The sequence below is a fragment of the Microbacterium sp. M1A1_1b genome, from assembly GCF_053345565.1.
The window spans coordinates 546,261-570,033 of the sequence record NZ_JBKFAJ010000001.1; the positions used below are offsets into that span (position 1 = coordinate 546,261).

Annotated in this window: 25 protein-coding genes; 17 read left to right on the top strand and 8 right to left on the bottom strand. The window is 71.0% G+C overall.

The window, feature by feature from the left end; all coding sequences use genetic code 11:
- The first annotated feature begins 3 nt into the window (after positions 1 to 3).
- The 6 genes from ACLBWP_RS02635 to ACLBWP_RS02660 all read left to right on the top strand — a co-directional run bounded on the left by ACLBWP_RS02635 (position 4) and on the right by ACLBWP_RS02660 (position 6,426).
- Positions 4 to 939 carry a carbohydrate ABC transporter permease gene (locus ACLBWP_RS02635; RefSeq protein ID WP_447653918.1) on the top strand — a complete coding sequence of 312 codons (936 nt, stop codon included), beginning with the start codon at positions 4 to 6 and terminating at the stop codon, positions 937 to 939.
- Complete coding sequence (locus tag ACLBWP_RS02640) at positions 936 to 2,330, top strand: ABC transporter substrate-binding protein (protein ID WP_447653919.1); 1,395 nt, start codon at positions 936 to 938, stop codon at positions 2,328 to 2,330. Before ACLBWP_RS02635 ends, ACLBWP_RS02640 begins: the two co-directional genes overlap by 4 nt.
- Positions 2,331 to 2,393: 63 nt before the next feature.
- Positions 2,394 to 3,380: a Gfo/Idh/MocA family protein gene (locus ACLBWP_RS02645; protein ID WP_447653920.1), complete on the top strand. Its 987-nt coding sequence runs from the start codon at positions 2,394 to 2,396 to the stop codon at positions 3,378 to 3,380.
- Between the two features lie 31 nt (positions 3,381 to 3,411).
- Positions 3,412 to 4,431 carry a Gfo/Idh/MocA family protein gene (locus tag ACLBWP_RS02650; RefSeq protein ID WP_243563907.1) on the top strand — a complete coding sequence of 340 codons (1,020 nt, stop codon included), beginning with the start codon at positions 3,412 to 3,414 and terminating at the stop codon, positions 4,429 to 4,431.
- Complete coding sequence (locus tag ACLBWP_RS02655) at positions 4,428 to 5,714, top strand: glycoside hydrolase family 125 protein (RefSeq protein WP_447653921.1); 1,287 nt, start codon at positions 4,428 to 4,430, stop codon at positions 5,712 to 5,714. The genes ACLBWP_RS02650 and ACLBWP_RS02655 overlap by 4 nt, the downstream gene beginning before the upstream one ends.
- A 4-nt stretch (positions 5,715 to 5,718) precedes the next feature.
- Complete coding sequence (locus ACLBWP_RS02660) at positions 5,719 to 6,426, top strand: hypothetical protein (RefSeq protein WP_447653922.1); 708 nt, start codon at positions 5,719 to 5,721, stop codon at positions 6,424 to 6,426.
- 1 nt (position 6,427) lies between these two features.
- Here ACLBWP_RS02660 and ACLBWP_RS02665 read toward each other — a convergent pair whose 3' ends face one another.
- The gene (locus tag ACLBWP_RS02665; protein WP_447653923.1) at positions 6,428 to 6,766 is read right to left on the bottom strand and encodes a DUF3140 domain-containing protein; all 339 of its coding nucleotides are present in this window, start codon (positions 6,764 to 6,766) and stop codon (positions 6,428 to 6,430) included.
- A gap of 98 nt (positions 6,767 to 6,864) precedes the next feature.
- Here ACLBWP_RS02665 and ACLBWP_RS02670 point away from each other — a divergent pair, with 98 nt between their 5' ends.
- Positions 6,865 to 7,254, top strand: coding sequence for a glyoxalase superfamily protein (locus ACLBWP_RS02670; protein WP_447653924.1), 390 nt, complete (start codon positions 6,865 to 6,867; stop codon positions 7,252 to 7,254).
- Positions 7,255 to 7,336: 82 nt separating this feature from the next.
- On the top strand, positions 7,337 to 8,236 hold the full coding sequence (locus ACLBWP_RS02675) for an SDR family oxidoreductase (protein WP_447653925.1): 900 nt from the start codon (positions 7,337 to 7,339) through the stop codon (positions 8,234 to 8,236).
- Between the two features lie 31 nt (positions 8,237 to 8,267).
- On the opposite strand, the gene ACLBWP_RS02680 is transcribed toward ACLBWP_RS02675, so the two are convergent.
- From ACLBWP_RS02680 to ACLBWP_RS02690, 3 genes are read right to left on the bottom strand one after another with little or no spacing between them, the layout of a single operon-like run.
- Positions 8,268 to 8,489, bottom strand: a complete 222-nt coding sequence (locus tag ACLBWP_RS02680) for a hypothetical protein (RefSeq protein ID WP_243563913.1) — start codon at positions 8,487 to 8,489, stop codon at positions 8,268 to 8,270.
- Positions 8,486 to 9,268, bottom strand: coding sequence for an MFS transporter (locus ACLBWP_RS02685; protein WP_447654246.1), 783 nt, complete (start codon positions 9,266 to 9,268; stop codon positions 8,486 to 8,488). Before ACLBWP_RS02685 ends, ACLBWP_RS02680 begins: the two co-directional genes overlap by 4 nt.
- Positions 9,214 to 9,627, bottom strand: a complete 414-nt coding sequence (locus tag ACLBWP_RS02690; protein WP_447653926.1) for a hypothetical protein — start codon at positions 9,625 to 9,627, stop codon at positions 9,214 to 9,216. The genes ACLBWP_RS02685 and ACLBWP_RS02690 overlap by 55 nt, the downstream gene beginning before the upstream one ends.
- Positions 9,628 to 9,650: 23 nt before the next feature.
- On the opposite strand from ACLBWP_RS02690, the gene ACLBWP_RS02695 reads away from it, so the two are divergent.
- Positions 9,651 to 10,223 carry a TetR/AcrR family transcriptional regulator gene (locus ACLBWP_RS02695; RefSeq protein WP_447653927.1) on the top strand — a complete coding sequence of 191 codons (573 nt, stop codon included), beginning with the start codon at positions 9,651 to 9,653 and terminating at the stop codon, positions 10,221 to 10,223.
- 56 nt (positions 10,224 to 10,279) lie between these two features.
- Here the strand turns inward: ACLBWP_RS02695 and ACLBWP_RS02700 are convergent, their stop codons facing one another.
- On the bottom strand, positions 10,280 to 11,119 hold the full coding sequence (locus ACLBWP_RS02700) for an NAD-dependent epimerase/dehydratase family protein (protein WP_447653928.1): 840 nt from the start codon (positions 11,117 to 11,119) through the stop codon (positions 10,280 to 10,282).
- A gap of 133 nt (positions 11,120 to 11,252) precedes the next feature.
- Between ACLBWP_RS02700 and ACLBWP_RS02705 the strand changes: the two genes are divergently transcribed.
- A complete protein-coding gene (locus tag ACLBWP_RS02705; protein WP_447653929.1) occupies positions 11,253 to 11,552 on the top strand; it encodes an alpha/beta fold hydrolase in 300 nt (99 codons plus the stop codon).
- Between the two features lie 4 nt (positions 11,553 to 11,556).
- Here ACLBWP_RS02705 and ppk2 read toward each other — a convergent pair whose 3' ends face one another.
- Positions 11,557 to 12,468 (bottom strand): polyphosphate kinase 2, encoded by a 912-nt coding sequence (gene ppk2 / locus ACLBWP_RS02710; RefSeq protein ID WP_243563918.1) that lies wholly within the window; start codon positions 12,466 to 12,468, stop codon positions 11,557 to 11,559.
- Between the two features lie 132 nt (positions 12,469 to 12,600).
- Here ppk2 and ACLBWP_RS02715 point away from each other — a divergent pair, with 132 nt between their 5' ends.
- Both ACLBWP_RS02715 and ACLBWP_RS02720 read left to right on the top strand, forming a co-directional pair.
- Positions 12,601 to 15,018, top strand: coding sequence for an ABC transporter (locus tag ACLBWP_RS02715; protein WP_447653930.1), 2,418 nt, complete (start codon positions 12,601 to 12,603; stop codon positions 15,016 to 15,018).
- A 95-nt stretch (positions 15,019 to 15,113) separates the two neighbouring features.
- Positions 15,114 to 16,100 carry an aldo/keto reductase gene (locus ACLBWP_RS02720; protein WP_447653931.1) on the top strand — a complete coding sequence of 329 codons (987 nt, stop codon included), beginning with the start codon at positions 15,114 to 15,116 and terminating at the stop codon, positions 16,098 to 16,100.
- A gap of 120 nt (positions 16,101 to 16,220) precedes the next feature.
- Here the strand turns inward: ACLBWP_RS02720 and ACLBWP_RS02725 are convergent, their stop codons facing one another.
- Complete coding sequence (locus tag ACLBWP_RS02725; RefSeq protein WP_447653932.1) at positions 16,221 to 17,579, bottom strand: 6-phospho-beta-glucosidase; 1,359 nt, start codon at positions 17,577 to 17,579, stop codon at positions 16,221 to 16,223.
- The gene (locus tag ACLBWP_RS02730) at positions 17,576 to 18,355 is read right to left on the bottom strand and encodes a DeoR/GlpR family DNA-binding transcription regulator (protein ID WP_447653933.1); all 780 of its coding nucleotides are present in this window, start codon (positions 18,353 to 18,355) and stop codon (positions 17,576 to 17,578) included. Before ACLBWP_RS02730 ends, ACLBWP_RS02725 begins: the two co-directional genes overlap by 4 nt.
- Positions 18,356 to 18,553: 198 nt before the next feature.
- Here ACLBWP_RS02730 and ACLBWP_RS02735 point away from each other — a divergent pair, with 198 nt between their 5' ends.
- The 5 genes from ACLBWP_RS02735 to ACLBWP_RS02755 all read left to right on the top strand — a co-directional run bounded on the left by ACLBWP_RS02735 (position 18,554) and on the right by ACLBWP_RS02755 (position 23,773).
- Complete coding sequence (locus ACLBWP_RS02735; protein WP_447653934.1) at positions 18,554 to 19,507, top strand: carbohydrate kinase family protein; 954 nt, start codon at positions 18,554 to 18,556, stop codon at positions 19,505 to 19,507.
- A 70-nt stretch (positions 19,508 to 19,577) separates the two neighbouring features.
- Positions 19,578 to 20,936 (top strand): extracellular solute-binding protein, encoded by a 1,359-nt coding sequence (locus ACLBWP_RS02740; protein WP_447653935.1) that lies wholly within the window; start codon positions 19,578 to 19,580, stop codon positions 20,934 to 20,936.
- Between the two features lie 13 nt (positions 20,937 to 20,949).
- Entirely contained in the window at positions 20,950 to 21,906 is a 957-nt protein-coding gene (locus ACLBWP_RS02745; protein WP_447653936.1) for a carbohydrate ABC transporter permease, read from the top strand.
- Positions 21,903 to 22,727, top strand: a complete 825-nt coding sequence (locus ACLBWP_RS02750; protein WP_447653937.1) for a carbohydrate ABC transporter permease — start codon at positions 21,903 to 21,905, stop codon at positions 22,725 to 22,727. The genes ACLBWP_RS02745 and ACLBWP_RS02750 overlap by 4 nt, the downstream gene beginning before the upstream one ends.
- 77 nt (positions 22,728 to 22,804) lie before the next feature.
- Positions 22,805 to 23,773 (top strand): phosphotransferase, encoded by a 969-nt coding sequence (locus ACLBWP_RS02755; protein ID WP_447653938.1) that lies wholly within the window; start codon positions 22,805 to 22,807, stop codon positions 23,771 to 23,773.

Genomic DNA, 23,773 nt, shown 5'->3' on the forward strand with positions numbered 1-23,773 from the left:
ACGATGACGCTGCAGCAGGACGACCCCACCGTGACGTCGTCGCTCGAGACCGTCCGCCCGAAGGACCGCAGGAACGCGCGCGCCGACCGATCGAGGAACGCCGACGGCTCCGTCCGTTCCGTCTGGTCGTCGATCGGTGCCCGGGTCGTGCTCATCGCGATGAGCCTGCTGTTCCTGGTGCCCATCTACTGGATGGTCATCTCCGCACTGAAGGGCAACACCGAGCTCGGGGCGTTCCCGCCGACGTGGTTCCCGCAGTGGCTCGACTGGTCGAACTTCGGCGACGCGATCAACGCGATGCCGTTCTTCACGTTCTTCCGGAACACGCTCGTCATCACCGTCCTGGTGACGGTGTTCTCGATGGCGTCGAACATGGTGATCGCGTACGGCTTCGCGTGCATCGAGTGGCGCGGCCGCGACCGGATGTTCTACGTGGTGCTGGCGACGCTGTTCATCCCGTTCCCGGTGACGCTCATCCCGATGTTCGACCTGTACGCGCGGCTCGGGTGGATCAACACGTTCCTGCCGCTCGTGGTGCCGAGTCTGTTCGGGTCGGCGTTCTACGTGTTCCTGCTCCGGCAGTTCCTGCTGCAGATCCCCAAGGACCTGCTGGACGCGGCGCGGATGGACGGGGCGTCGGAGTGGCGCATCCTGTGGCGGATCGTGTTCCCGCAGGCCAAGGCGGCCCTGGTGACCGTCGGCATCTTCGCTGCGGTGGGCGCCTGGAACGACTTCCTCGGGCCGCTGATCTACCTGCAGGATCAGAACGTGCAGACGCTGTCGATCGGTCTGCAGGTGTTCCGGCTCAACAACAGCGCGGACTTCCAGTTCAACCAGCTGATGGCGGCCTCGATCATGATCATCCTGCCGCTCGTGGTCCTGTTCTTCTTCTTCCAGCGGACCTTCCTCAAGGGGATCCAGATCGGGAGCTTCAAATGACCGGCAGCGCCTTCGACCGCCGTACCTTCCTGCGCACCGCCGCCGCGACCGGTGGCGCCGGTGCCCTCGCCCTGCTCGCCGCGTCGTGCGCCTCGGGTTCCGGCGCCCGCGGCAACCCGAACTCGGTGTCCCTGTGGGGTGTCACGGGCACGTTCGTCCCGTTCCAGACCAAGGTGATCAACCAGTTCAAGCAGCTGCACCCGGAGATCGACGTCCGCGTCAACCAGGTCCCGTCCCAGGGCACCGGCGACGCGACGAGCGTCATCACCGCGGTCCGCGGCGGCACCGCGCCGGACCTGTGGCTGCTCGACCGGTTCAGCGCCGCGCAGTACGCCGCGATCGGGCTCATCGAACCGATCGACGAGCTCATCGCCGAGTTCGAGGACGTGTCCAAGCAGGAGTTCCTGTCGTCGTGGCTCGGCTTCACCGTCGGCGAGCTGACGTACAAGGGCAAGACGTACGGGCTGCCGCACGACACCGACGCCCGCGGCATGTTCGTCAACCGCACGATGCTGCGCGACGCCGGCGTCGACCTGGACGAGTTCGACTGGCAGCACAACGGCCCCGTCACGATGGACCGCGTCGCCGAGGTGAGCGACAAGGTCACGAAGAAGTCCGGCGGCAGCTACACCCACATGGGTCTGCTGCCCTGGTACGGCGAGGGGTGGCCGTTCACGTGGGGTCTCGGGCTCGGGGCGAGCTACTTCGACCAGGCCGACTCGCACATGACGATGGACTCCACCAACGTCCGCAAGGTCTACGAGTTCTACGAGGACTGGGCGAAGCGCTACGGGTACCGCGACGCGGACACCTTCATCGCGACCTACGAGCCCACGGGCCACCCGCCGGGACAGACCGCGTTCCTGGCGAACCGGATGGCGTTCATGGTGAGTGTGCCCTCGACCATCCAGACGTTCGACAACTACGGGCCGAAGGACCTCGACTGGAACATGGCGTACCTGCCGACCCAGACGGCCGGTGCGGACAAGTACACGTGGTCCGGCGGCTTCGCGCTCTGCCTGCCGAAGGGGTCGAAGAAGACCAAGGCCGTCTGGGAGCTGATGAAGTACTTCACCGGCAAGCGCGGGCAGGAGACCTACATGGTCCCGGCCACGAGCGTGCCGTCGAACATCGCCGCGCTCAAGGACCCGAAGGGCTCGGCGAAGTCGATCCGGTTCTTCGTCGAGTCGATGCCGGACTCCACCTGCCGTCCCCCGCTGCCGGTCGGCGGGCAGTGGTGGGACGCGCTCGCCGACGCCCGGTCGAGCGTGCTGCTCGGCACGGCGTCGCCGCAGCAGGCGGTCGAGCGTGCCCAGGCCCGCGTCGACCCGATCATGCAGACGTACTCGCCGTTCACACTGCCCGCCGATTACGACAAGGTCCGCGTCTAGGACCAGGACCAGGAACAGGTCCGTGTCCGCCCCGTCCCGTCCCGTCCCCACAGGAGAGGTTCCATGCCCCGCACCACCCCGCCCATCCGTGTCGCCGTCGTCGGCTTCTGGCACGTCCACGCCGGCGACTACGCCCGGCAGACCGCCGAACACCCCGGCACCGAGCTCGTCGCCGTGTGGGACGACGATCCCGCCCGCGGACGCGAGGGCGCCGAGCACTTCGGCGTCGAGTTCGTCGCCGACCTCGACGTCCTGCTCGCCCGCGACGACGTCGACGCGGTCACCATCACCACCTCGACCGATGTGCACCGCGACGTCATCACCCGCGCGGCACGAGCGGGCAAGCACGTGTTCACCGAGAAGCTCCTGGCTCCCACGGTGCAGGAGTGCGACGAGGTGATCGCCGCCTGCGACGCGGCCGGTGTCGCCCTGGTCGTCTCGCTGCCCCGCCTGTACCACGGGTACACGCGGGCCATCACGGACGAGATCGCGTCGGGCCGACTCGGCACCGTCAACCACGCGCGCGTCCGGCTCTCGCACGACGGTGCCGTCGCGCCGTGGCTGCCCGAGCGGTTCTTCGACCCGGAGACCGCGATCGGCGGCGCGCTCACCGACCTCGGCTGTCACCCGGTGTACCTGACCCAGCTCTTCCTCGGCGCCCGCCCCGACACGGTGCAGGCCGTCTACCGCTCCGTCACCGGGCACGCGGTCGAGGACCACGCCGTCGTCACGGTCGGGTACCCCTCGCAGGCGATCGGCGTCATCGAGGCCGGCTTCGTCGCGGGCACACCGTTCACGATCGAGGTCGCGGGGACCGCCGGTTGGCTGTCGTACACCGACCAGGAGGCCCGGCTCACCGCCGGCGGGTCGGCCTACGGCGACCGACCGGTCACCATCGAGGTCCCCGAGGACGACCCGGACGCGTTCGCCCAGTGGGTGGAACACATCACCACCGGCAGCCGGGCCGACGACAACGTCGCCCGCGCCCGCGAACTCACCCGACTGGTCGTCGCCGCCAACGAGGCGTCCCGGACGACCGTCTCCGCCTGACACCCACCACCCAGCACCAACAGGAGTCATCATGCCCAGCGACATCATCCGCGTCGGACTCATCGGCGGCGGCGGGATCGCCACCGCCCACATCACCGGGTACGAGCAGCACACCGACGTGATCCGGGTCGCCGCCGTCGCCGACGCGGTCCCCGACACCGCGGCGGCCCGCGGCGCCGAGCTCGACGTGCCGTTCTTCACCGACTACCGCGAGATGCTCGAGCGTGCCGACATCGACGCCGTCGACATCTGCCTGCCGCACCACCTGCACCGTGACGCCATCGTCGCCGCTGCCCGATCTGGCAAGCACGTCCTGTGCGAGAAGCCGCTGTGCCTGTCCCCGGACGAGGCCCGCGACGTGCAGGCCGCCGTCAGCGAAGCCGGGGTCACGCTGATGTGCGCGCACAACCAGCTGTTCATGCCGGCCGTCGCCCGCGCGAAGGAGCTCATCGACGGCGGCGCGCTCGGCACCGTGTACGAGGTCCGCACGACCGACAGCTTCCGGAACGAGTTCGACCCGTCGAACATGGGCTGGCGTGCCCACGCGGCGACCAGTGGCGGCGGCGAGCTCATCGACACCGGGTACCACCCGAGCTACCTGCTCATGCACCTGGCCGGTGGGGCCCCCGTGCAGGCGACCGCGATGCTCTCGACCCACCGTCTGGGGTTCATGGAGGGCGAGGACTCCGCCCAGGCGCTGTTCCGCTTCGACAACGGCGCCGTCGGGCAGCTCGTCACGAGCTGGGCGTACGAACCCGCAGCCGGCACCGAACGCTTCAGCGTCGTGGGTGAGCTCGGGTCGCTGACCAGCGACGGCACGACCCTGCGCTGGGACCTGCTCGACGGCACGAGCGAGACCGTCACCTTCGACGACATCGACACCTTCGCCGCCGAGATCGGTGCATTCGGCGCGTGCCTGCGCGACGGGACCCGCCCGATCCACACCGAGCGCGAGGGCATCGCCGTGCTCGGCATGATCCTGGCCGCGTACGAGGGCGCCCGGAACGGCACCATCGCGTCGGTCCTGCAGGTCGACACGGTCAGCGCATGATCCTGCACCCGCAGGTCCGCTCGGCGATCCGTCAAGCCGCCGACGCCGTCCGCAGCACCGTCGGTGACGACGTCGCCGCCCGCGTCGAGGAGTCCCTGACCCGGACGCTCACCGACACGATCACCGTCGACGAAGACGGCACCGCCTTCGTCATCACCGGCGACATCCCGGCGATGTGGCTGCGCGACTCCACCACGCAGATGTTGCCGTACCTGCGGTTCGCCCGCGGGTGCGAGCCGCTGGCGGAGGTCCTGGCCGGGGTGGTCCGGCGGCAGTTCCGCCTGATCGAGCACGACCCGTACGCCAACGCCTTCAACGCCCGGCCCTCGGGCGCGCACTTCGACGACGGCGACCTGTGCGACGACCCGCTCGTGTGGGAGCAGAAGTACGAGGTCGACAGCCTGGCCTACCCGGTGCAGTTCGCCCACCGGCTGTGGCGGGCGACGGGCCGCACCGACCTGTTCGACGAGCGGGCGCACCGGGTGCTGCGGACGATCGTCGACCAGCTCCGGACCGAGACCGACCACGAGCACTCGTCGTACCGGTTCGTCCGCGACTCCCCCCTGCCGACCGAGACCCTGGCCCGCGACGGCCGCGGCACCCCGGTCGCCGTGACGGGCATGACGTGGGTGGGCTTCCGACCGTCGGACGATGCGTGCACGTACGGGTTCAACGTGCCGGAGAACCTGCACGCGGCCCAGGCCCTGCTGGCGCTGTCCGACGTCGCCCGGTCCGTGTACGGCGACGAGGGGCTGGCCGACGATGCCGACGACCTGCGCACGACGATCCTGGCCGGCGTGGCAGCACACGGCGTCGTCGAGCACGACGGCGAACGGGTCTACGCGTACGAGGTCGACGGGCTGGGCGGCGTGGTGCTGATGGACGACGCGAACATGCCGTCGCTGCTGTCCCTGCCGTTCGACGCGCCCGACGTCATCGACCGTGACGTGACCGCGGCCACCCGTCGGATGGTGCTCGGCCCGACGAACCCGTACTGGTTCCGCGGCACAACAGCGCAGGGCATCGGCAGCGCCCACACCGAACCCGAGCACGTCTGGCCGATCGCCCTGTGCGTCGAGGGCATCACCGGCACGCCGGAGCGCCGCCGCGAGCTGCTCGACGTGCTCGTCGCCACGGACGCCGGCACCGGGCGGATGCACGAGTCCTTCCACGTCGACGACCCGACGTCGTTCTCACGACCCTGGTTCTCGTGGGCGGACGCGATGTTCTGCGAACTCGCCCTGACGGTCGTCTATGACGAACGCGCGGGTGCAGCAGGATGACGGAGTGCAGGAACACGAGGTCGTCCGCCGGGCTGCGGAGCTGTGGGACAAGGGTGGTCGCGCTGCGGCACTGACGCTGCTGCGGGACCACCTGCGCGAGGACCCACAGGCTCGACAGGTGCGGCTCGCGCTCGTCGAGCGGTACCGCGAACTCGGAGCGCCCGACCAGGCCGGTCGGTGGGCACTCGCCGTATCGGGGCTCGCCACGTCGGTGGAGCGCGACCGCGCCGCGCGCCTGCTGGCGGCATCCGGCGTCGCCCGGGACGACCTCCGCGCGTTCCTGGCGCTGCCGACCGACACACCGTTGCCCGATGAGGTCGACGGTCTCATGGCCGACGTCGACCGGTACCGAGAGCAGTTCGGTGCCGACATGCTGGATCGCACCGGCGGGCGCGGCGACCGCTTCGGTGACGCGCTGGAGTCCACCGGGCTCGTCGTCGTGTGTGCTTGGCTCGCTACGGTGGTGATCGTGTGGGGCGGCACCGTCCTCGGCGCGCACCTGACCGAGTTCGCCCGCTGGGCGACCACGGCAGCCCTTGCGTCCTGCGCGGTGTTCTGCGGGGTGATGGTCGTGCGACGATCGATCGGGCCGCAGCGCCGGTCGGCGATCGTCTGGGGCGCTGCAGCGGTCGTGCTGGCGGCTGCGGTCGTCCGACTCGTCTCCCTGGGCGTGGTGGGCGACGGCGTCATCCGGTTCGCCTGGGAGCGCTGAGTCAGTCCGCCTCGGGGTCGTGACCCCAGTTCATGAGCGAGTACCGCCAGGCAGTGTCGTGCACGTCGCCGTCGGGGCGCTGCTCGCGGTGCCGGGCCACGTAGCCGACGACCTTCCGCATGTGGGCCAGGTCGGCGTCGGTGTACTCCGCCTGCTTCTTCCGCAGGATCCGCACGATGTGCCGCCCGCTCGCGTGCCCGGTCGACTCCGAGCTGCCGCCGGACTTCTGCCCGACGCTCTTGGACTCGTCGGTGTCCAGCCAGCGGTCGAGGGCAGATGCGGTCATGTTCACCGCGTTCGCGAAGTCGGCCCGGGTCTGCTCGTCGTCGTCATCGCTCATGGACACAGGATCGTCCGACGCCCCTGGAGACGACCGGACCAGACGCCCAGCACACGTCCAGCGGACAAGACGCACCCCGAACGGAGGATGCTGGACGCATGACCGACGAGCAACCCACCCGCGACGCGGTGGACCGGCGAGGTGTCGTGCCGATCCTGCGGGTCTTCGACCACGAACTCGCGCGGCGCTTCTACTGCGACCACCTCGGCTTCACGTGGCAGTGGGAGCACCGGCTCGAGCCCGATCTGCCCGTCTACGCCCAGGTCGTCCGCGACGGCGTGGTCCTGCACCTGTCCGAGCACCACGGCGACGCCACCCCCGGCGGCGCGGTGATGATCGTCGTGCCGGACGTCGAGGCGCTGCACGCCGACCTGCTCGCGCAGCGGCACCCGAACTCGCGGCCGGGCCTGTCCGACGACGACTGGGGCCGCACGATGACCGTCACGGACCCCTTCGGCAACCGGCTGGTGTTCTGGCAGCGCTCCTGACACCGCCGCCCGGAGAGCCGTCCAGGACACCCCGGGTTGCATGGTCGGCGAACGACGAGCACCGACAGAACCGGAGACCCTGATGCCCACGGACCAGTACGAGTTCGGCGACCCCCGGTCGCGCTACCCGAACGTCAGCCCCCGGCCGCAGACGCAGGCCGAGCCGGGCCTCCAGTCCCGGATGACGCCGGTACCGGACCTGGGTGAGTCGAGCTACCGCGGGACCGGCCGGCTGGCCGGCCGCAAGGCCCTGATCACCGGAGCCGACTCGGGCATCGGCGGGGCCGTCGCGATCGCGTTCGCGCGCGAGGGCGCGGACGTCGCGCTCGCGTACCTGCCGGAGGAACAGTCGGACGCCGACCACGTCATCGAGCAGGTCCGCGCAGCGGGCCGCACCGCGGTCGCGATCCCCGGCGACCTGCGCGACCGCGCGTACGCCGGCCGGCTCGTCCAGGAGGCCGTGGCCGGTCTGGGTGGGCTCGACGCGCTGGTGAGCGTGGCGGGCAAGCAGGTCTGGCAGCCCGACCTGCTCGACATCACCGACGAGCAGTTCGAGGCGACGTTCGACGTCAACGTCTTCGCCCTGTTCCGACTGGTCAAGGCGGCGCTGCCGCACCTGCAGCCAGGTGCCACGATCACGACGACCGCGTCGATGGAGGCGTACAAGCCCGCGCCCGACCGGCTGGACTACGCGGCGACCAAGGGCGCGATCAACAACTTCTCGAAGGGGCTCTCGCAGCTGCTGGTGGAGCGTGGGATCCGCGTGAACGTCGTCGCACCCGGGCCGACCTGGTCGGTGCTGCAGGTGACCGGCGGGGTCGACCCCGAGTCGCTGCCCGAGTTCGGCAGCAGCGAGTCACCGATGGGCCGCGCGGGACAGCCCGCCGAGCTGGCGCCGGCGTACGTGTTCCTGGCGTCGCAGGAGTCGAGCTTCGTCGCGGGCGAGACGCTCAACGTGAACGGCGGCATGGTCACGCCGTAGCCGGCGGATGCCACACCGTGCGCGGTCGTCCTCAGGGGCGGCCGCGCTCCGTGCGCTTGGTCCAGATCAGGAACGTGATGTGCCCGAGCAGCGCGATGCCGAAGAACACGAGCGCGACGGCCCACACGCGGGCGAGCTTCGGGTCCCCGACGGCCAGCAGCACGATGCACGTCACCACCGCGGCGGACAACACGCCGACCTGGATCGTCGACCAGAGGGTCCGCCACTTCGGCTGCTGCGGTTGGGGGTTCACGGGTCCCCATTCTGCCGCACCCTGGCGGTGGGGATCCCCGCGACGGCGACGAGCGCGGCGACGAGCATCGTGAGCAGCGCACCGACGTGGTCGAGGACGCCACCGGCGGCGGCCGCACCGACCGCCTGACCGAGCACCAGCGTGACGAAGAGCATCGACGTGCCGGACGGTGCGTGCTCGGGTGCGAGACTGCTCGTCCAGGTGATGAGCACGCCCGTGGCGGCCGTGTAGCCCCATCCGAACACCAGGCACGCGATGAATGCGACCGGCACGACGGCGGCACCGACGCCCAGTCCGACCGTGCCGAGCGCGACGGCGAGGACCGTGATCGCCCACGCCGTCCGGACCGGCCGCGCACCGAGCCACCGCGCCGTCAGCACCACAGCAGCTCCCCCGAGCCCCAGCGCGATCCACGCCACCACCGAGGCCGTCCCACCCGCACCCGCATCCACCACGACGGCACGACCGAGGTTCCAGACGGCCGCGGACCCGGCGCCGAGCAGGAGCGCCGCCACCAGCAGTCCGCCGTGCTGACGGAACCAGGCCGCTGGTGGGAGCGCGGTGTTCCCGCGCGGACCGGACCGCGCGCCACGGTCCGTGACGAGCACCGCCGCGCCGGTCAGGACGGCACAGACCGCGCTGACCAGCCACGCCGTCCGCCAGTCCGGCAGCAGCACGAGGGCCAGGACACCGGCAGCGACGAGTCCCGCACCAGTGCCGCTGTTCACGATCGTCTGCGCACGTCCGGCATCGCGATCGGGGACGCCGCGTGCGACGATCGCACCAGTGCGGGCGAGGCCAGACCCGCCCCGGCCGACGCCAGCACGGCCGACGCGCCGAACACCGCGGCAGAGGGACTCACCGCGACTCCGAGCGCGCCGAGCGCCGCCGTGCCCGCGGCGAGCACCACGAGCGTGCGTGGGGCGCGGGCAGCGGCGAGGAACCCGGTCACCGCGCCGACGCAGTACAGCATCGAGGCACCGGCCGAGATGGAACCCGCGGCCACTGCATCCACGTCGAGGTCGGCACGGACGTCCGGCAGCACCAGGCCGTACGCCAGTCGCACGAGTCCGTAGGTGACGGCGATGAGTGCGGTCCCGGCAACGATGAGAGGCAGATTCGAAAACGATCGTTTCACTTCTCGGAGTCTAGGGTGCTGCCATGGCGATGCGTGCAGGAACCCAGCGGAAGCTGCTCGACGCCGCCGAGGACCTGTTCTTCGCGCACGGCATCGCCGCGACCTCGGTCGACGCCGTACTCGAGCGCGCCGGGGTGTCGTCCGCGACGCTCTACCGCGGTTTCCCGAGCAAGGAGGCCCTGGTCGCCGCCACGCTCGAGCGCCGGCACCGCGACTGGCAGGACACATGGGCCGCGGCTGTCGACCGACAGGCCGACCCACTCCACCGGCTGCTGGCCGTGTTCGACGCGCTCGACGAGTTCCGCGCCCGGTCAGCAGCCTCGCGCTGGTGTGCCTTCCTGGGCACCGCGTCGGAGTACGCCGAGGCGCCGAGCGAGATCCGCGTGGTGCTCGACGCCGAGACCGACGGCCTGCGTACCCGGCTGACGACCCTGGCCGCACCGATCGTCGGTGCGGCGGCAGCAGCGCGGGTCGGCGAACAGCTCACCCTCCTGGTGTCCGGCACGCTGGCGATGCGACTGCGTGAACCCGGGTACGACACGACCGTCGCGCGCACGGTGGCCCGACAGCTCGTCGACGCCGCCCGCGAGCGCTGACTCAGCGCAGCGCGACGCGACGCGACGCGCTGCGCTGCGCTGCGCTGCGCTGCGCTTCAGGCGTAGCGGGTGCCCTCGCCGGCGATGACCGCCCGGTACCCCTGACGGTAGGTCGGGTACGCGAAGGTGAAGCCCGTCGAGCGGAGCAGCGCGTTCGACAGGCGCTTGTCCGGTCCCGGCGCGACCGGCTCGGTGTCCGCTTCGAGGTCGACGCCGAGTTCGTCGGCGATGAACCGCGACACCGTGTCGAGACGGACGGGTTCGTCGTCCGTACCGATCACGACCGGCGGCGGCGAGGGCACCGAGGCCAGGTGCACGAGCGCTGCGGCGGCGTCGTCGCGGTGGATGCGGTTGGTCATCCGCGAGGCCTCTGTCGTGGGAGCGAGCCGCGCCGTGCCGCTCCGGACCTGGTCGATCAGCCGCTCACGACCGGGGCCGTAGATGCCGGACAACCGCACGAGCGTGGCGCGCGGCGCGCGGGACCGCAGCAGCGCCTCGGCCTCGAGCAAGACGTCCGCCGTCGGGGTGCCACCGGTCGCCGGGGTCGCCTCGGTGACCTCGCCGTCGCCGCCGTACACGGCGGTCGAGGACACGACGAGCAGCCGGGGCGTTGCGGCGGACGCGTCGATGCCGTCCAGCACGTGGCGCAGTCCGTCGACGTAGGTCGCGCGGTACGTCTCGACGTCGCGACTGCCCGCGGCCAGGGCGACCACCACGACGTCGGTGTCGTCGTCGATCGACGGGGTGTCGCGCTGCAGGTCGGCAGTCCGGCCCTCGATGGGCGCCGGCACCAGGTCGGCCCGTCGACGGAGTCCGACCACGCGGTGCCCCGCCGCGGCGAAACGGAGTCCGGTGGCGATGCCGAGGTCGCCCGCGCCGGCGATGATGACTGTCACCGCTCGACCCTAGCGAACGTCGCGCAACGGGCTGACGCGCCGTCGCGGAACCGTGAGCCGATCCAGATGGTCCGCACGCGCTTCCATCCTGTCAGCCACTGGCACGACCGGACGCAGGGTGCGACCATCGAGCATGGCGACGGTGTCCCCCGACGGCCGCGAGCACTGGCCGACGGTCATGGGCCGCGAGCACTGGCCGACGGTCGTGGCGAAGTCGGCCGCGATGCACGCCCACGAGCCGTCGTGGACCCCGGACGACCTGGCGACCATGCTCGAATCGGTGCCGGACGCCGAACTCGCCGTCGTGCCGCGCGCCACCCACGGGCTGATCGTCGAACAGCCAGGCGTGCTGGCCGAACTCGTCCGCACGTTCCACACGCCCGGACGGTCCGACGGCGTCGCACCCCGCCGCCGCGCCGCCGGACGACCGTGACCGGCTACTCCTCGAGCGCCAGGGCCTTGCCGCCACGCATCACGAGCAGCGGGTCCGGCGCGATCGCGACCGTCGGGTCCTTGCCCTCGTAGTCGAACCGCGACAGGAAGTAGCGCATCGCGTTCACCCGCGCCCGCTTCTTGTCGTTGCTCCGGACGATCGTCCACGGCGCGTACCGCTTGTCGGTGCGCTGGAACATGGCCTCTTTCGCGGCGGTGTAGTCGTCCCACACGCCCAGCGACGCGACGTCCATCGGCGAGAGCTTCCACCGGCGGACGGGGTCGAGCTGGCGGATCGCGAACCGGGTCCGCTGTTCCTTGCGGGTCACCGAGAACCAGAACTTCGTGACGTGGATGCCGGAGTCGACGAGCATCCGCTCGAACGACGGGGCCTGGTTCATGAAGGTCTCGTACTCGGCGTCGGAGCAGAAGCCCATCACACGCTCGACACCGGCGCGGTTGTACCAGGACCGGTCGAACATGACGATCTCGCCAGCGCTCGGCAGGTGCTCGACGTACCGCTGGAAGTACCACTGCCCGCGCTCGCGGTCGTTCGGCTTCGACAGGGCGACGACCCGCGACGTGCGGGGGTTGAGGTGCTCCGTGAACCGCTTGATGGTGCCGCCCTTGCCCGCGGCGTCGCGTCCCTCGAACAGGATGATCGCGCGGCGACCCTCGTCCTCGAGCCAGTACTGCAGCTTCAGCAGCTCGACCTGCAGCCGGTACTTCTCGTACTCGTACTCGTCACGGTCCATCAGCTCGTCGTAGGGGTAGTCCTCACGCCACGTGTGGATGGGGTTCCCCTGCGGGTCGATCAGTTCCGGGTCGGCGGTGTGCGCGCTGTCGACCGTGAAGCCCCGCGTCCGCAGGTCCTCGATGTACTCGCGCAGGTCGCCGACCGGCGTGCTGTCCAGCATGGTGTCTCCGTTCTCGGTGCGGCACCGGTCCGCACGTCATGATCCCAGTCTGGCCATCCCAGGTGAACGACACCCATCGGGGACGTGGACGGGTGCGAGGACACCCAGCCGGCCACGCCTAGTGTCGACAGGATGCCCTCCACCTCACCTGCGCCCGACCGTGCCCGCGACGGCTTCATCCGGGTCCGCGGTGCCCGCGAGAACAACCTGCGCGACGTCGACGTGGACGTGCCGCGCGACTGCATCGTGGCGTTCACGGGTGTGTCCGGGTCGGGCAAGTCGTCCCTGGCGTTCGGCACGGTCTTCGCCGAGGCACAGCGCCGCTTCCTGGAGTCCGTCGCGCCCTACGCCCGCCGGCTCATCGCGCAGGGCTCGACCCCGCACGTGGACTCGATCACCGGCCTGCCGCCCGCTGTCGCACTGCAGCAACGCCGCGGCGCCCCGAGCACCCGGTCCACCGTCGGCACGCTGACCACGCTGTCGAACTCGATGCGCATGCTGTTCTCGCGCGCCGGCACCTACCCCGACGGCGCCGACCGTCTGGAGTCCGACTCGTTCTCACCGAACACCGCGGCCGGGGCGTGCCCACGCTGTCACGGGCTGGGGATCGCGCACGAGGTGACCGAGGCCTCCGCCGTGCACGACGACACCCTCAGCATCCGCGACGGCGCCATCACGGCCTGGCCCGGCGCCTGGCAGGGCAAGAACCTGCGCGACGTCACCGCGGGACTGGGCCACGACATCGAGACACCGTGGCGCGACCTGCCCCGCGCCGACCGCGACTGGCTGCTGTTCACCGAGGAGCAGCCCGTCGTCGAGGTGCAGCCGAAACGGGACCGCGTCGCCAAGCCCTACAAGGGCCGGTTCTGGAGCGCCCGGCAGTACGTCCTGCACACGCTGGCCGACAGCCAGAGCGAAGCCCAACGGACCAAGGCCCTGCGCTTCGTGGAGTCCGGACCGTGCGGGCTGTGCGGGGGCACCGGCCTGACCCGAGCGGCGCTCGCCGTCACGGTCGGTGGCCACACCATCGCCGCGATGAACGGCATGCCGCTGAGCACCCTGGCCGACGTGCTCCGCCCGATCGCCGCGATCACCGACGCCGCCCCGGCCACCTCCCGCGCCACCTCCGGTGAGCACACCGAGGTCGCCGTCGCCATCTCCCGCGACCTGCTGACCCGCGTCGAGGTCCTCGCCGGACTCGGGTTGGGGTACCTGTCCCTCGACCGCGCGACCCCCACGCTGTCGCCCGGCGAGACCCAGCGGCTGCGCATCGCGACACAGTTGCGCTCCGGCCTGTTCGGCGTCGTGTACGTGCTCGACGAGCCGAGCGCCGGACTGCACCCCGCCGACGCCGAGTCGCTGGTCGAGGTGCTCGAGGACCTGCGGGCCGGCGGCAACAGCGTGTTCGTGGTCGAACACGACATGGGCATCGTCCGACGAGCCGACTGGATCGTCGACGTCGGCCCGGGTGCAGGCAGTGGCGGCGGCACCGTGCTGTACAGCGGCCCCGTCGACGGGCTCGCCGAGGTCGACGCGTCCGTGACCCGCCAGTTCCTGCAGCCCCGCGTGGACGACGGGCCGGTCCGGACGCCGCGTGCACCGGTCGGCATGTTGCAGCTCCGCGACGTCACGCAGCACAACCTGCACGGGCTCGACGTCGACGTGCCGCTCGGGGTGCTGACCGCCGTCACCGGGGTCAGTGGCTCGGGGAAGTCCTCGCTCGTCGGTGGCGTCCTCCCCCGCACTGCGCTCGACCACCCGCTCGTCGACCGCGTGGTGCAGGTCGACCAGAAGCCCATCGGCCGTACCCCGCGCTCGAACCTGGCCACCTACACCGGTCTGTTCGACGCCGTCCGGACCACCTTCGCAGCGACCGACGCGGCCCGGGCGCGCGGGTGGACGGCCGGCCGGTTCTCGTTCAACGTCGCGGGCGGCCGCTGCGAGGTCTGCCAGGGCGAGGGCTCGGTGTCGGTCGAGCTGCTGTTCCTGCCCGGCAGCTGGGCACCCTGCCCGGAGTGCCACGGCTCGCGCTACAACGACGAGACGCTCCAGGTGCGCTGGGACGGTGCGTCGATCGCCGACGTGCTCGGCATGACCGTCGACCAGGCTGCCCCGTTCCTGGCGTCCGTGCCCGCAGCCGCACGTGCGCTCGACGCCCTGCAGCAGGTCGGCCTCGGGTACCTGCGCCTCGGGCAGCCCGCTCCGGAACTGTCGGGCGGCGAGGCGCAGCGCATCAAGCTCGCGACCGAACTGCAGCGCGCCCGGACCGGGCACACGCTGTACCTGCTCGACGAGCCGACCACCGGGTTGCACCCCGCCGACGTCGAGCTGCTCACCGAACAGCTGGCCCGGCTGACCGACGCGGGCAACACGGTCGTGGTCGTCGAGCACGCGATGGACGTCGTCGCGAACGCGGACCACGTCATCGACATGGGCCCGGGTGGCGGCGAGGACGGCGGCAGGGTCGTCGCCTCCGGGACGCCGACCGAGGTCGCGGCGTCCGCGGCGAGCCGGACGGCCCCGTACCTGCGCGAGCAGCTGGGGCGCTGACCGCGCACCGCGGTGGGGTGTTCCGCGGGTACACCCGTCCCGACGCGCGGGGTCCGTACGGTGGGGACCACACCACCTCGACGACGGGAGCACGCATGCACACCAGGACACTCGGACAGGGGCTGCAGGTCTCGGCGATCGGCCTCGGCGCGATGGGCATGTCGCAGAGCTACGGGCCGAACCCCGGCGACCGCTCCGCGATGATCGACGTGCTGCGGTACGCCGTGGAGTCCGGCGTCACCTTCATCGACACCGCCGAGGTCTACGGCCCGCACGACAACGAGGAGCTCGTCGGCGAGGCCATCGCCCCGATCCGCGACCGCGTGGTCCTGGCGACGAAGTTCGGCTTCGACATCGTCGACGGGCGCTCCGTCGGCGTCGACTCACGACCGGAGCACATCCGGCAGGCAGCCGAGGGGTCGCTCCGACGGCTCGGGGTCGAGAAGATCGACCTGCTGTACCAGCACCGGGTCGACCCGGACGTCCCGATCGAGGACGTCGCCGGCACGGTCGGCGAACTCGTCGCCGAGGGCAAGGTCGGCCACTTCGGCCTGTCCGAGGCCGCCGCGTCGACCATCCGCCGCGCACACGCCGTGCACCCGGTCACCGCCGTGCAGAGCGAGTACTCCCTGTGGACCCGCGACCCCGAACCCGAGGTGCTGCCCGCCTGCGCCGAGCTCGGCATCGGGTTCGTCCCGTTCAGCCCGCTCGGCAAGGGGTTCCTGACCGGCACGATCGCCCCCGGGGCGTCGTTCGGCGAGGGCGAGATCCGCGGGAAGGTCCCCCGGTTCCAGGCCGAGAACCTCGCCGCGAACCAGGCACTCATCGACGCGGTCCGCGAGCTCGCAGCCGCGCGGGACGCCTCGCCGGGACAGGTCGCGCTGGCATGGCTGCTGGCACAGCACCCGTTCATCGTGCCGATCCCCGGGACCCGCCGCACGGAGCGCATCGACGAGAACGCCGGCGCGACGGCCGTCGCGCTGTCCGCCGACGACGTCGCGGCGCTCGACGGGCTCGCCGAGCGCGTCGGCGTGGCGGGCGATCGCTACGACGCGGCCGGCCTGGCGGCCGTCAACCGCTGACGCGCGGACGGGCGCGCCCCGCTCAGCGGCAACGCGAAGCGTTGCGCGGGGCGCGCCGACCGAGCCTGCGAGGGAGGGGTGCCAGCTGGCACCGGGCCTCCCGTCCGCCGTCTGGTCGCGCTACTTCGTCAGGACCGCGGCCACCTCGGGGATGCGGTCGACGTACCCGCGCACCAGGTCGCGGGCGACACTGACGCTGTCGACCAGCGGGTGCAACGCGAACGCCTTGAGCGCCTCGTCCTTCGAGCCGGTCAGGGCCGCCGCGATCGTGTGGCGCTCGACGGCCTTGACCTGCGACATCAGCCCGATCTGGTGCAGGTCGGGCTGGTCCGTCGACATCGGGTGCACGCCGTTCGCGTCGACCATCGTCGGCACCTCGACCACGGCGTCGCGTGGCAGGCCTGCGATCGTGCCGTTGTTGCGCACGTTCAGGATCATCGTCTGCCGCTCGTTCCGGCTGATCGCGGCCATCACCCCGAGGGCGACGCCGGCGTACCCCTGGTGCGACGGGTCGGCCTCGCGCTCCTTGGGGTCGAGCGGCTCGTCCTGGGTGCCGCCCTTCGCCTCGGCCATGTACGACGCACTGCGCCGCTCGACGGTCTCACGCCACAGCTCGGCCACGCCGTTGCCCGCCTGGCTGGCCCGGTCGTAGAACGCGGACTGGCTCTCGGCCAGGAAGTCGCCGCGGGTCTTGCCGGAGCCGACGATCGAGCGCACGGCGTCGCGGTTGAAGTAGTAGTAGAACAGGTACTCGTTCGGGATCGAGCCGAGCGAGCGGATCCAGTCGAGGCCGAACACGTGCCCCTCTTCCATGGCGCCCAGGCGGTCGTCGTCCGCCAGCAGCTCGGGCAGGACGTCGCGGCCGTCGTACATCACGCGGCGCATCCAGCCCAGGTGGTTCAGCCCGACGTAGTCCATCTGCACGCGGGTGTGGTCGAGGCCGAGCATGCCGGCGACGCGGCGGCCGAGGCCGGACGGGGTGTCGCAGATGCCGAGCACGCGGTCGCCCAGGACGGTCTGCATGGCCTCGGTGATGATGCCCGCGGGGTTGGTGAAGTTCATCACGTAGGCGTTCGGGGCCAGGTCGCGGATGACCTTCGCGGCCTCGACCATGACCGGGACGGTACGGATGGCGTACGCCAGCCCGCCGGGACCGGTGGTCTCCTGCCCGAGCACGTTCAGGTCGAGCGCGACGTGCTCGTCGCAGCGTCGTCCCTCGAGGCCACCGACGCGCAGGGCGGCGAACACGTAGTCACTGCCCTCGACCGCGCGGTGCAGGTCGGTCGTGGGCTTCAGGACGGGGGCGTCCGGGAAGTCGGCGGCGAGCTCGGTCAGGATCGCGACCATCGCGTGCAGCCGGACCTCGTCGACGTCGTACAGGGCGACCTCCTCGACCCGGGGCGAGCCCTGGTCGCGGAGCAGTGCCTGGTACACGTAGGGCGTGCGGAAACCGCCGCCTCCGAGGATGCAGAGCTTCATGTGGTGATGACCTCTCCGCCGGCGTTCCGGCTGTGTGCGAGTGTTTCGTCGGGGGCGCCGGTCGTGGTGATGACCACGTCGACGTCGGTCAGGGAGCAGAGACGGAGCGCGCCACTGCCGGGGAACTTGGCCTCGGACGCCAGCAGGACGACGCGGTCCGCTGCGGCGATCATCGACTGCTTGATGGGGGCCTCGACCGCCATGTTGTCCACGACGTGGCCGTTGGCACGGACACCGGTGCACGACAGGAACAGCAGGTCGGCGCTGACGTGTTCGAGTGCGGACTCGGCCAGTGAACCGACGAGCGTGCGGTAGTTGCGGCGGACGACCCCGCCGAGCAGCACCAGCCGCACCGCGTCGTCGTCGCGCAGGACGTCGAACACGGCCAGGTTGGTCGTGATCACCGTGATGTCACGGCCGCGCAGCAGTTCGGCGATCTGCGGGGTCGTCGTGCCGATGTCGAGGATGACCACCTGGCCGTCCTGCACCATCGCCGCCGCGGCCGCAGCCATCCGTCGCTTCAGGTCGAGGTCGCCCGCGGCTTCGAACGGGGTCTCGACGGGTTCGACGCCGTCGCCGTCCTGCGCGGTCTGTCGGGGCGCGAGCACGGCACCACCCCAGGTCCGCACGAGCTCGCCGTTGCGGTCGAGCATCTCGAGGTCGCGGCGGATCGTCGCAGCGCTGACCGACAGGGCGTCGGCGAGTTCCCGCACCGACGCGGCCCCCTCGTCCCGCAGCGCCTTGATGATGCGGTTCTGCCGCTCTCGCAGGATCATGCCGTCACTGTAGCTCAACTCGCGCACACTCACGCAAGATCGAGCACCTGAACGGTCGTTGCGATCAGACTTAACAAATCTGGTGCAATCGGGTAACGTCCACGCAACACGAAACACGCAGGCTTGAGCATCACCAGCGGATCCGTCCCGGAATGCGCAACCTGCGCGGGGCACGATCCGCAACGATGAGGAGAAGCCGTGACCGAGGTGAACCCGACCACCCTGCTGTTCGCCGGGGACGTGTTCTGCGACCTGGTCTTCGCCGGCGTGACCGCGCCGGAGCAGGGTGCCGAGGTCTACGCCGACGCGTTCACCGTCACCCCCGGTGGTGTGGCGAACCGCGCGGTCGCTGCCGCACGGGCCGGCGCCCCGACCACGCTGCTGAGCCGTCTCGGCGACGACGTGCTCGGTGCCCACGTGTACCGGACCCTGACCGCGGAGCCCCTGCTCGACACGAGCCTGCTCGAGGTCGTCCCCGGCCACCAGAGCTCGGTGTCCGTGGCCCTCACCGGCCCCGAGGACCGCAGCTTCATCACGTACGAGGAACACCTCGACGCCCTGACCGTGCCCGAGGGCCTGGGGCCGGTCGCCGCCACGCACGTCGGCATCGCGCACCCCCTGCCCGCATGGGTCGCCGAACTCCGCGCCGCTGGCACCACGGTCGTCGGGGGCGTCGGGTGGGACCACACCGGCGAGTGGTCTGGTGGGGTGCTCGACCGGCTCGCCGAGGTCGACGTGTTCGTGCCGAACCACGTCGAGGCGATGCGCTACACCCGCACCGACTCGGCACTCGACGCCGCCAAGGCCCTGGCCGAACGGGTGCCGCTGGCCGTCGTCACCCGGGGTGGTGATGGCGTGGTCGCGGTGGACTCCGCCCACGGGGTCGTCGTCGAGGCGCCCACCATCCGCGTCGACGTGGTCGACCCGACCGGCGCCGGTGACGTGTTCGTCGCGGCGTTCATGGCGGGCACCCACCACGGCTGGGACCTGGCGACCCGACTGCGCTTCGCCACGGCGAGCGCCGCGTACGCCGTGACCGGGCTCGGCGGTGCCGCGAGCGCCCCGCGTCCCGAGCAGCTCCGGGCGTTCCTGCGCCGGACGGCGGCGCCCGGTGACTGGTCGTTCTTCGACGCGGTCCCCGAACCCCGCTGACCCCCGACTCCCTGACTCCCCCTCCGCCCGAAGTCTCCACCCGAAGCCCCACTCGAAGGACTGGACCACCATGAAGCACTCCAGCAAGGCGACGATGGTCGTCGGCGTCGCAGTAGCCCTGGCACTCGGCCTGACCGCGTGCACCCCGGGCGGATCGGCCGCACCTGCCGCGTCGCAGAGCCTGGGCCCGGTGTCCAAGGACGTCGGTTCCGGCAAGACGACCCTGACGGTGTGGGACCAGAACACCGACACCGGCATCAACGACGCGCAGCAGGAACTCAACGACGCGTTCGAGAAGGCGCACCCGAACATCACGATCAAGCGTGTCTCGCGCTCGTTCGCGGACCTGAAGACGACGCTGAAGCTCGCACTGTCGGGCGACAACCCGCCGGACGTCGTGCAGGCGAACCAGGGCTACCCCGACATGGGCGCGTTCGTGAAGGCCGGGTTCCTGCGACCGGTGAACGACTACGCCAAGCTGTACGGCTGGAACGACTACTACCCGTCCAGCCTGCTCAAGCTCAACTCGTTCTCGAGCGACGGGTCGACCTGGCAGGGAGACGACCTGTACGGCGTCTCGCAGACCGGTGAGCTCGTCGGGCTGTACTACAACAAGTCCGTGCTGCAGAAGGCCGGCATCGACAGCCCGCCGAAGACGGTCGCCGAGCTGACCGCCGACATGCAGCAGGTGAAGTCCGCCGGGTCGCTGCCGCTCAGCTACGGCGACGTCGAGAAGAGCCCGGGCATCCACCTGTACGGCCTGGTGCTCTCCGCCCTGGCCGGGCACGACGCGGTGAACGACCTGGTCGCCGGCAAGTCGGGCAGCTGGACCGGCTCCGACGAGGTCAAGGCCGCGCAGACCATCACGAACTGGGTCGACAAGGGCTACGTCACCGAGGGCGCGAACGGCGTCTCGCGCGACGACGCCGTTGCTGCGTTCGGCAAGGGCGAGTCCGCGTTCCTGATCACGGGCACCTGGTACCAGGCCACCCTCGAGGCCGCGTCCAGCGCGAAGGACATCGGCTTCACGGCCCTGACCCCGCCGAGCGCGTCGAGCCCGGTCACGATGGGCGGCGAGGGACTGGCGTGGGCCATCACCTCGAAGACGAAGAACGCGAACGCCGCGGCCGCCTACGTCGACTTCGTCACGAACGCGAAGGCCGCCGAGACGCTCGTCGACAAGGGCAACCTGCCGACCGTGGTGCCGGACGACGACACCCCCGCCTCGGGCACGATCGCCGGGGACATCACGAGCAACTACAAGGCGATCTCGTCGTCGAACAGCATCACGCCGTACCTGGACTACGCCACCCCGACGTTCTACGACACGATCACGGCGGCGATGCAGGACCTGGTCGCGGGCAAGGCGACCCCGGAGCAGTACACGACGACGCTCCAGGACGACTACTCCGGATTCGTGAAGAAGTAGCGAGGACTGCCACGTGACCCAGTTCACCGGAACGACGGCGGGTGCTGCCGAGCGCAGCGCCCGCCGTGGGCGGACCCGCCAGGCGACCGGCGGCGTCCGCAAGCGGCGGCGGAGCCTCGTCGCGTACCTCTACATCCTGCCGGCGTTCGTCGTGTTCGCCGTGTTCCTCGGGGTGCCGTTCCTGCAGAGCATCCAGTACTCGTTCTACGACTGGGACGGCCTGTCCGCGGCGACGTGGGCGGGGTTCTCGAACTACGTCGGCGTGTTCACGGACACGCAGCTGCGGGCGTCGTTCGGGCATGCGCTGGTGCTCATGGTGTTCTACGCCGCCGTCCCCGTCGCCGTGGCGCTGTTCCTGACGGCGCTGATCTCGCGGGCGAACGGGCTGCGCGGGATGTCGTTCTTCCGCACGGTGCTGTTCCTGCCCCAGGTCATCGCGTCGGTCGTCGTCGCGACGATCTGGGTGTCGATCTACTCGGCTGACGGGCTGCTGAACGACGCGCTCCGCCTGGTCGGGCTCGGGCAGCTGGCGCAGGTGTGGTTGGGCGGGTACGACACCGCGCTGCCGGCGATCGGGTTCGTCGGCACGTGGCTGAACGTCGGGCTCTGCCTGGTGCTGTTCCTGTCCGGCGTGGGCAACATCCACCCGAGCCTGTTCGAGGCGGCCCGCATCGACGGCGCCGGGGCGGTGCGCGAGTTCTTCTCGATCACGCTCCCCTCGCTCCGCGGGCAGATCGCCGCGGCGCTGACCCTGACCGTGGTGTCGGCGCTCAAGACGTTCGACCTGGTCTACGTCACGACGAGCGGTGGACCCGGCAACTCGACGTCCGTGCCGGCGTTCGAGGCGTACAACCGGGCGTTCCAGACCGGGCAGGTCGGGTCGGCCGCCGCCGTCGCGGTGTCGCTGACCGTCGTGATCATGATCGTCACGGCCCTGATCAACCGTCTGCAGCCGAAGGACGTCGCATGAGGATCTCCGTCCGCGAGAAGACCGTCGACTACGTCATCCTGACGCTGTTCGCGCTGTTCGCGATCATCCCGCTGATCGGGGTGCTGCTGTCGTCGGTGACGCCGTCGGCCGAGAACTCCGGTGGGTTCAGCGTGCCGACCCGGATCGACCTGGGCAACTTCGGCGCAGCCTGGAACCAGGGGCACTTCGCGTCGTACATGCTGTCGAGCGTCCTGGTGACGGTGTCGGTCGTCGTGCTCACGACCGTGCTGGCCGTGTTCGCCGGGTTCGCGTTCGCCCGGCTGGACTTCTTCGGCTCGAACGTCATCTTCTTCGTGATGCTGGCCGGCCTGATGCTCCCCGCCGAGGCGTTCATCATCCCGCTGTACTTCAACCTGCGCTCGGTGGGTCTGACCGACACGTACACCAGCCTGATCCTGCCGCAGACCGCGCAGTCACTGGCGTTCGGGGTCTTCTGGATGCGCAGTCAGTTCCGGAGCTTCCCCGGCGAGGTGATCGAGGCCGCACGGCTCGACGGTGCCCGCGACGTGAAGCTGCTGTGGCAGGTGATCGTGCCCGCGGCCGTCGCCCCGATCATGACGATGGCGCTGCTCATCACGATGTGGACCTGGAACGAGTTCCTGCTGCCGCTGGTTCTCATCACGAGCGAGGACCACCGCACCGCCCCGCTCGGCCTGGCCTTCTTCAAGGGCGCCCACCTGACCGACTACTCGCTGCTCTCCGCAGCCGGGGTGATCGTCGCGCTGCCGATCGTGGTCCTGTACTTCTTCCTGCAGAAGCGGTTCATCTCGGGGATGCTCGGCGGCTTCGCCGACCGATGACGGACTGGAGGCCCGTTGCGGGCCCGCCACGAGCCTCCAGTCCGCCGGGTCCCAGGAAGGTGCGCCAGTCTGCGCGCATGGGGATCACGATGCTGTGGGAGACGACCGACGCCGCTCTGGCGCTGCGGGACCGGTTCGGGTTCGCGACCGAGGACGACGCGGCCGCGTGGGCGATCTCGACCGTCCGGACGCACTGGGGCGTCGCCGCGACCGCGTGCTCGCGGATCGTGATGAGCGACCGGAATGCGCTGGCGTGGCTCGACACCGACGACGACCCGGTGCTGCTCAAGTGGTGTGTCGAGCCGTCGCGCTTCCCGCGGTTGGCGGCCGCCGCCGACGTGGTCGCGTGGCTCGGCGACCGGGGGCTGCCGGTGTCGGCGCCCGTGCCCGCCCGCGACAGGTCCGTGCAGGTCGAGGTCGACGGGGTGTCCGCCGGGCTGCAGCGGGTCCTGGTCGGCGAGCTGCTGGACGTCGACGACCCGGCCGCCGTGCGGTCGGTGGGTCGGGTGGTGGCCGAGCTGCAGGACGCCCTGGTGCCGTACCCGGCAGCGGGCGCCGTCGCCGCTGTCCGGCCGACGCCCGCTCCGCTGACATCGCAGGTGCAGCAGTGGCTCGAGGGCGCACCGGTGCACCTGCCGTCGGACGGGCTCGAGCTGCTCCGGACGCTCCTCGGCGCGCTGCCCGCGGAACCGCTGCCCGTGCAGGTCGTCCACGGCGACGTCCGGTCCGCCAACGTGCTGTGCGCGGACGGCCGGGTCGTCGGGCTGGTCGACTTCGAGGACCTGCGGGTCGACCACCGCGTGGTCGAGCTCGCACGGGCGGCCGTGCTGCTCGAGACGCGCTTCCACGACTGGGCGCCGGTCGGGGCGGACGTCCAGGCGGCGTTCCGCCAGGCGTACGAGTCGGTCAGCCCGCTGTCGTCGGTCGAGGCCGCGTGGTGGGACGTCCTGGTGCTGTGGACGTCCCTGGCGCTCGTGCCGGCCGGCGACGACCCGACGGGCTGGGGCGCCGCGGCGGCCGAGCAGGTCCGGCGGCTCGGCGGCTGA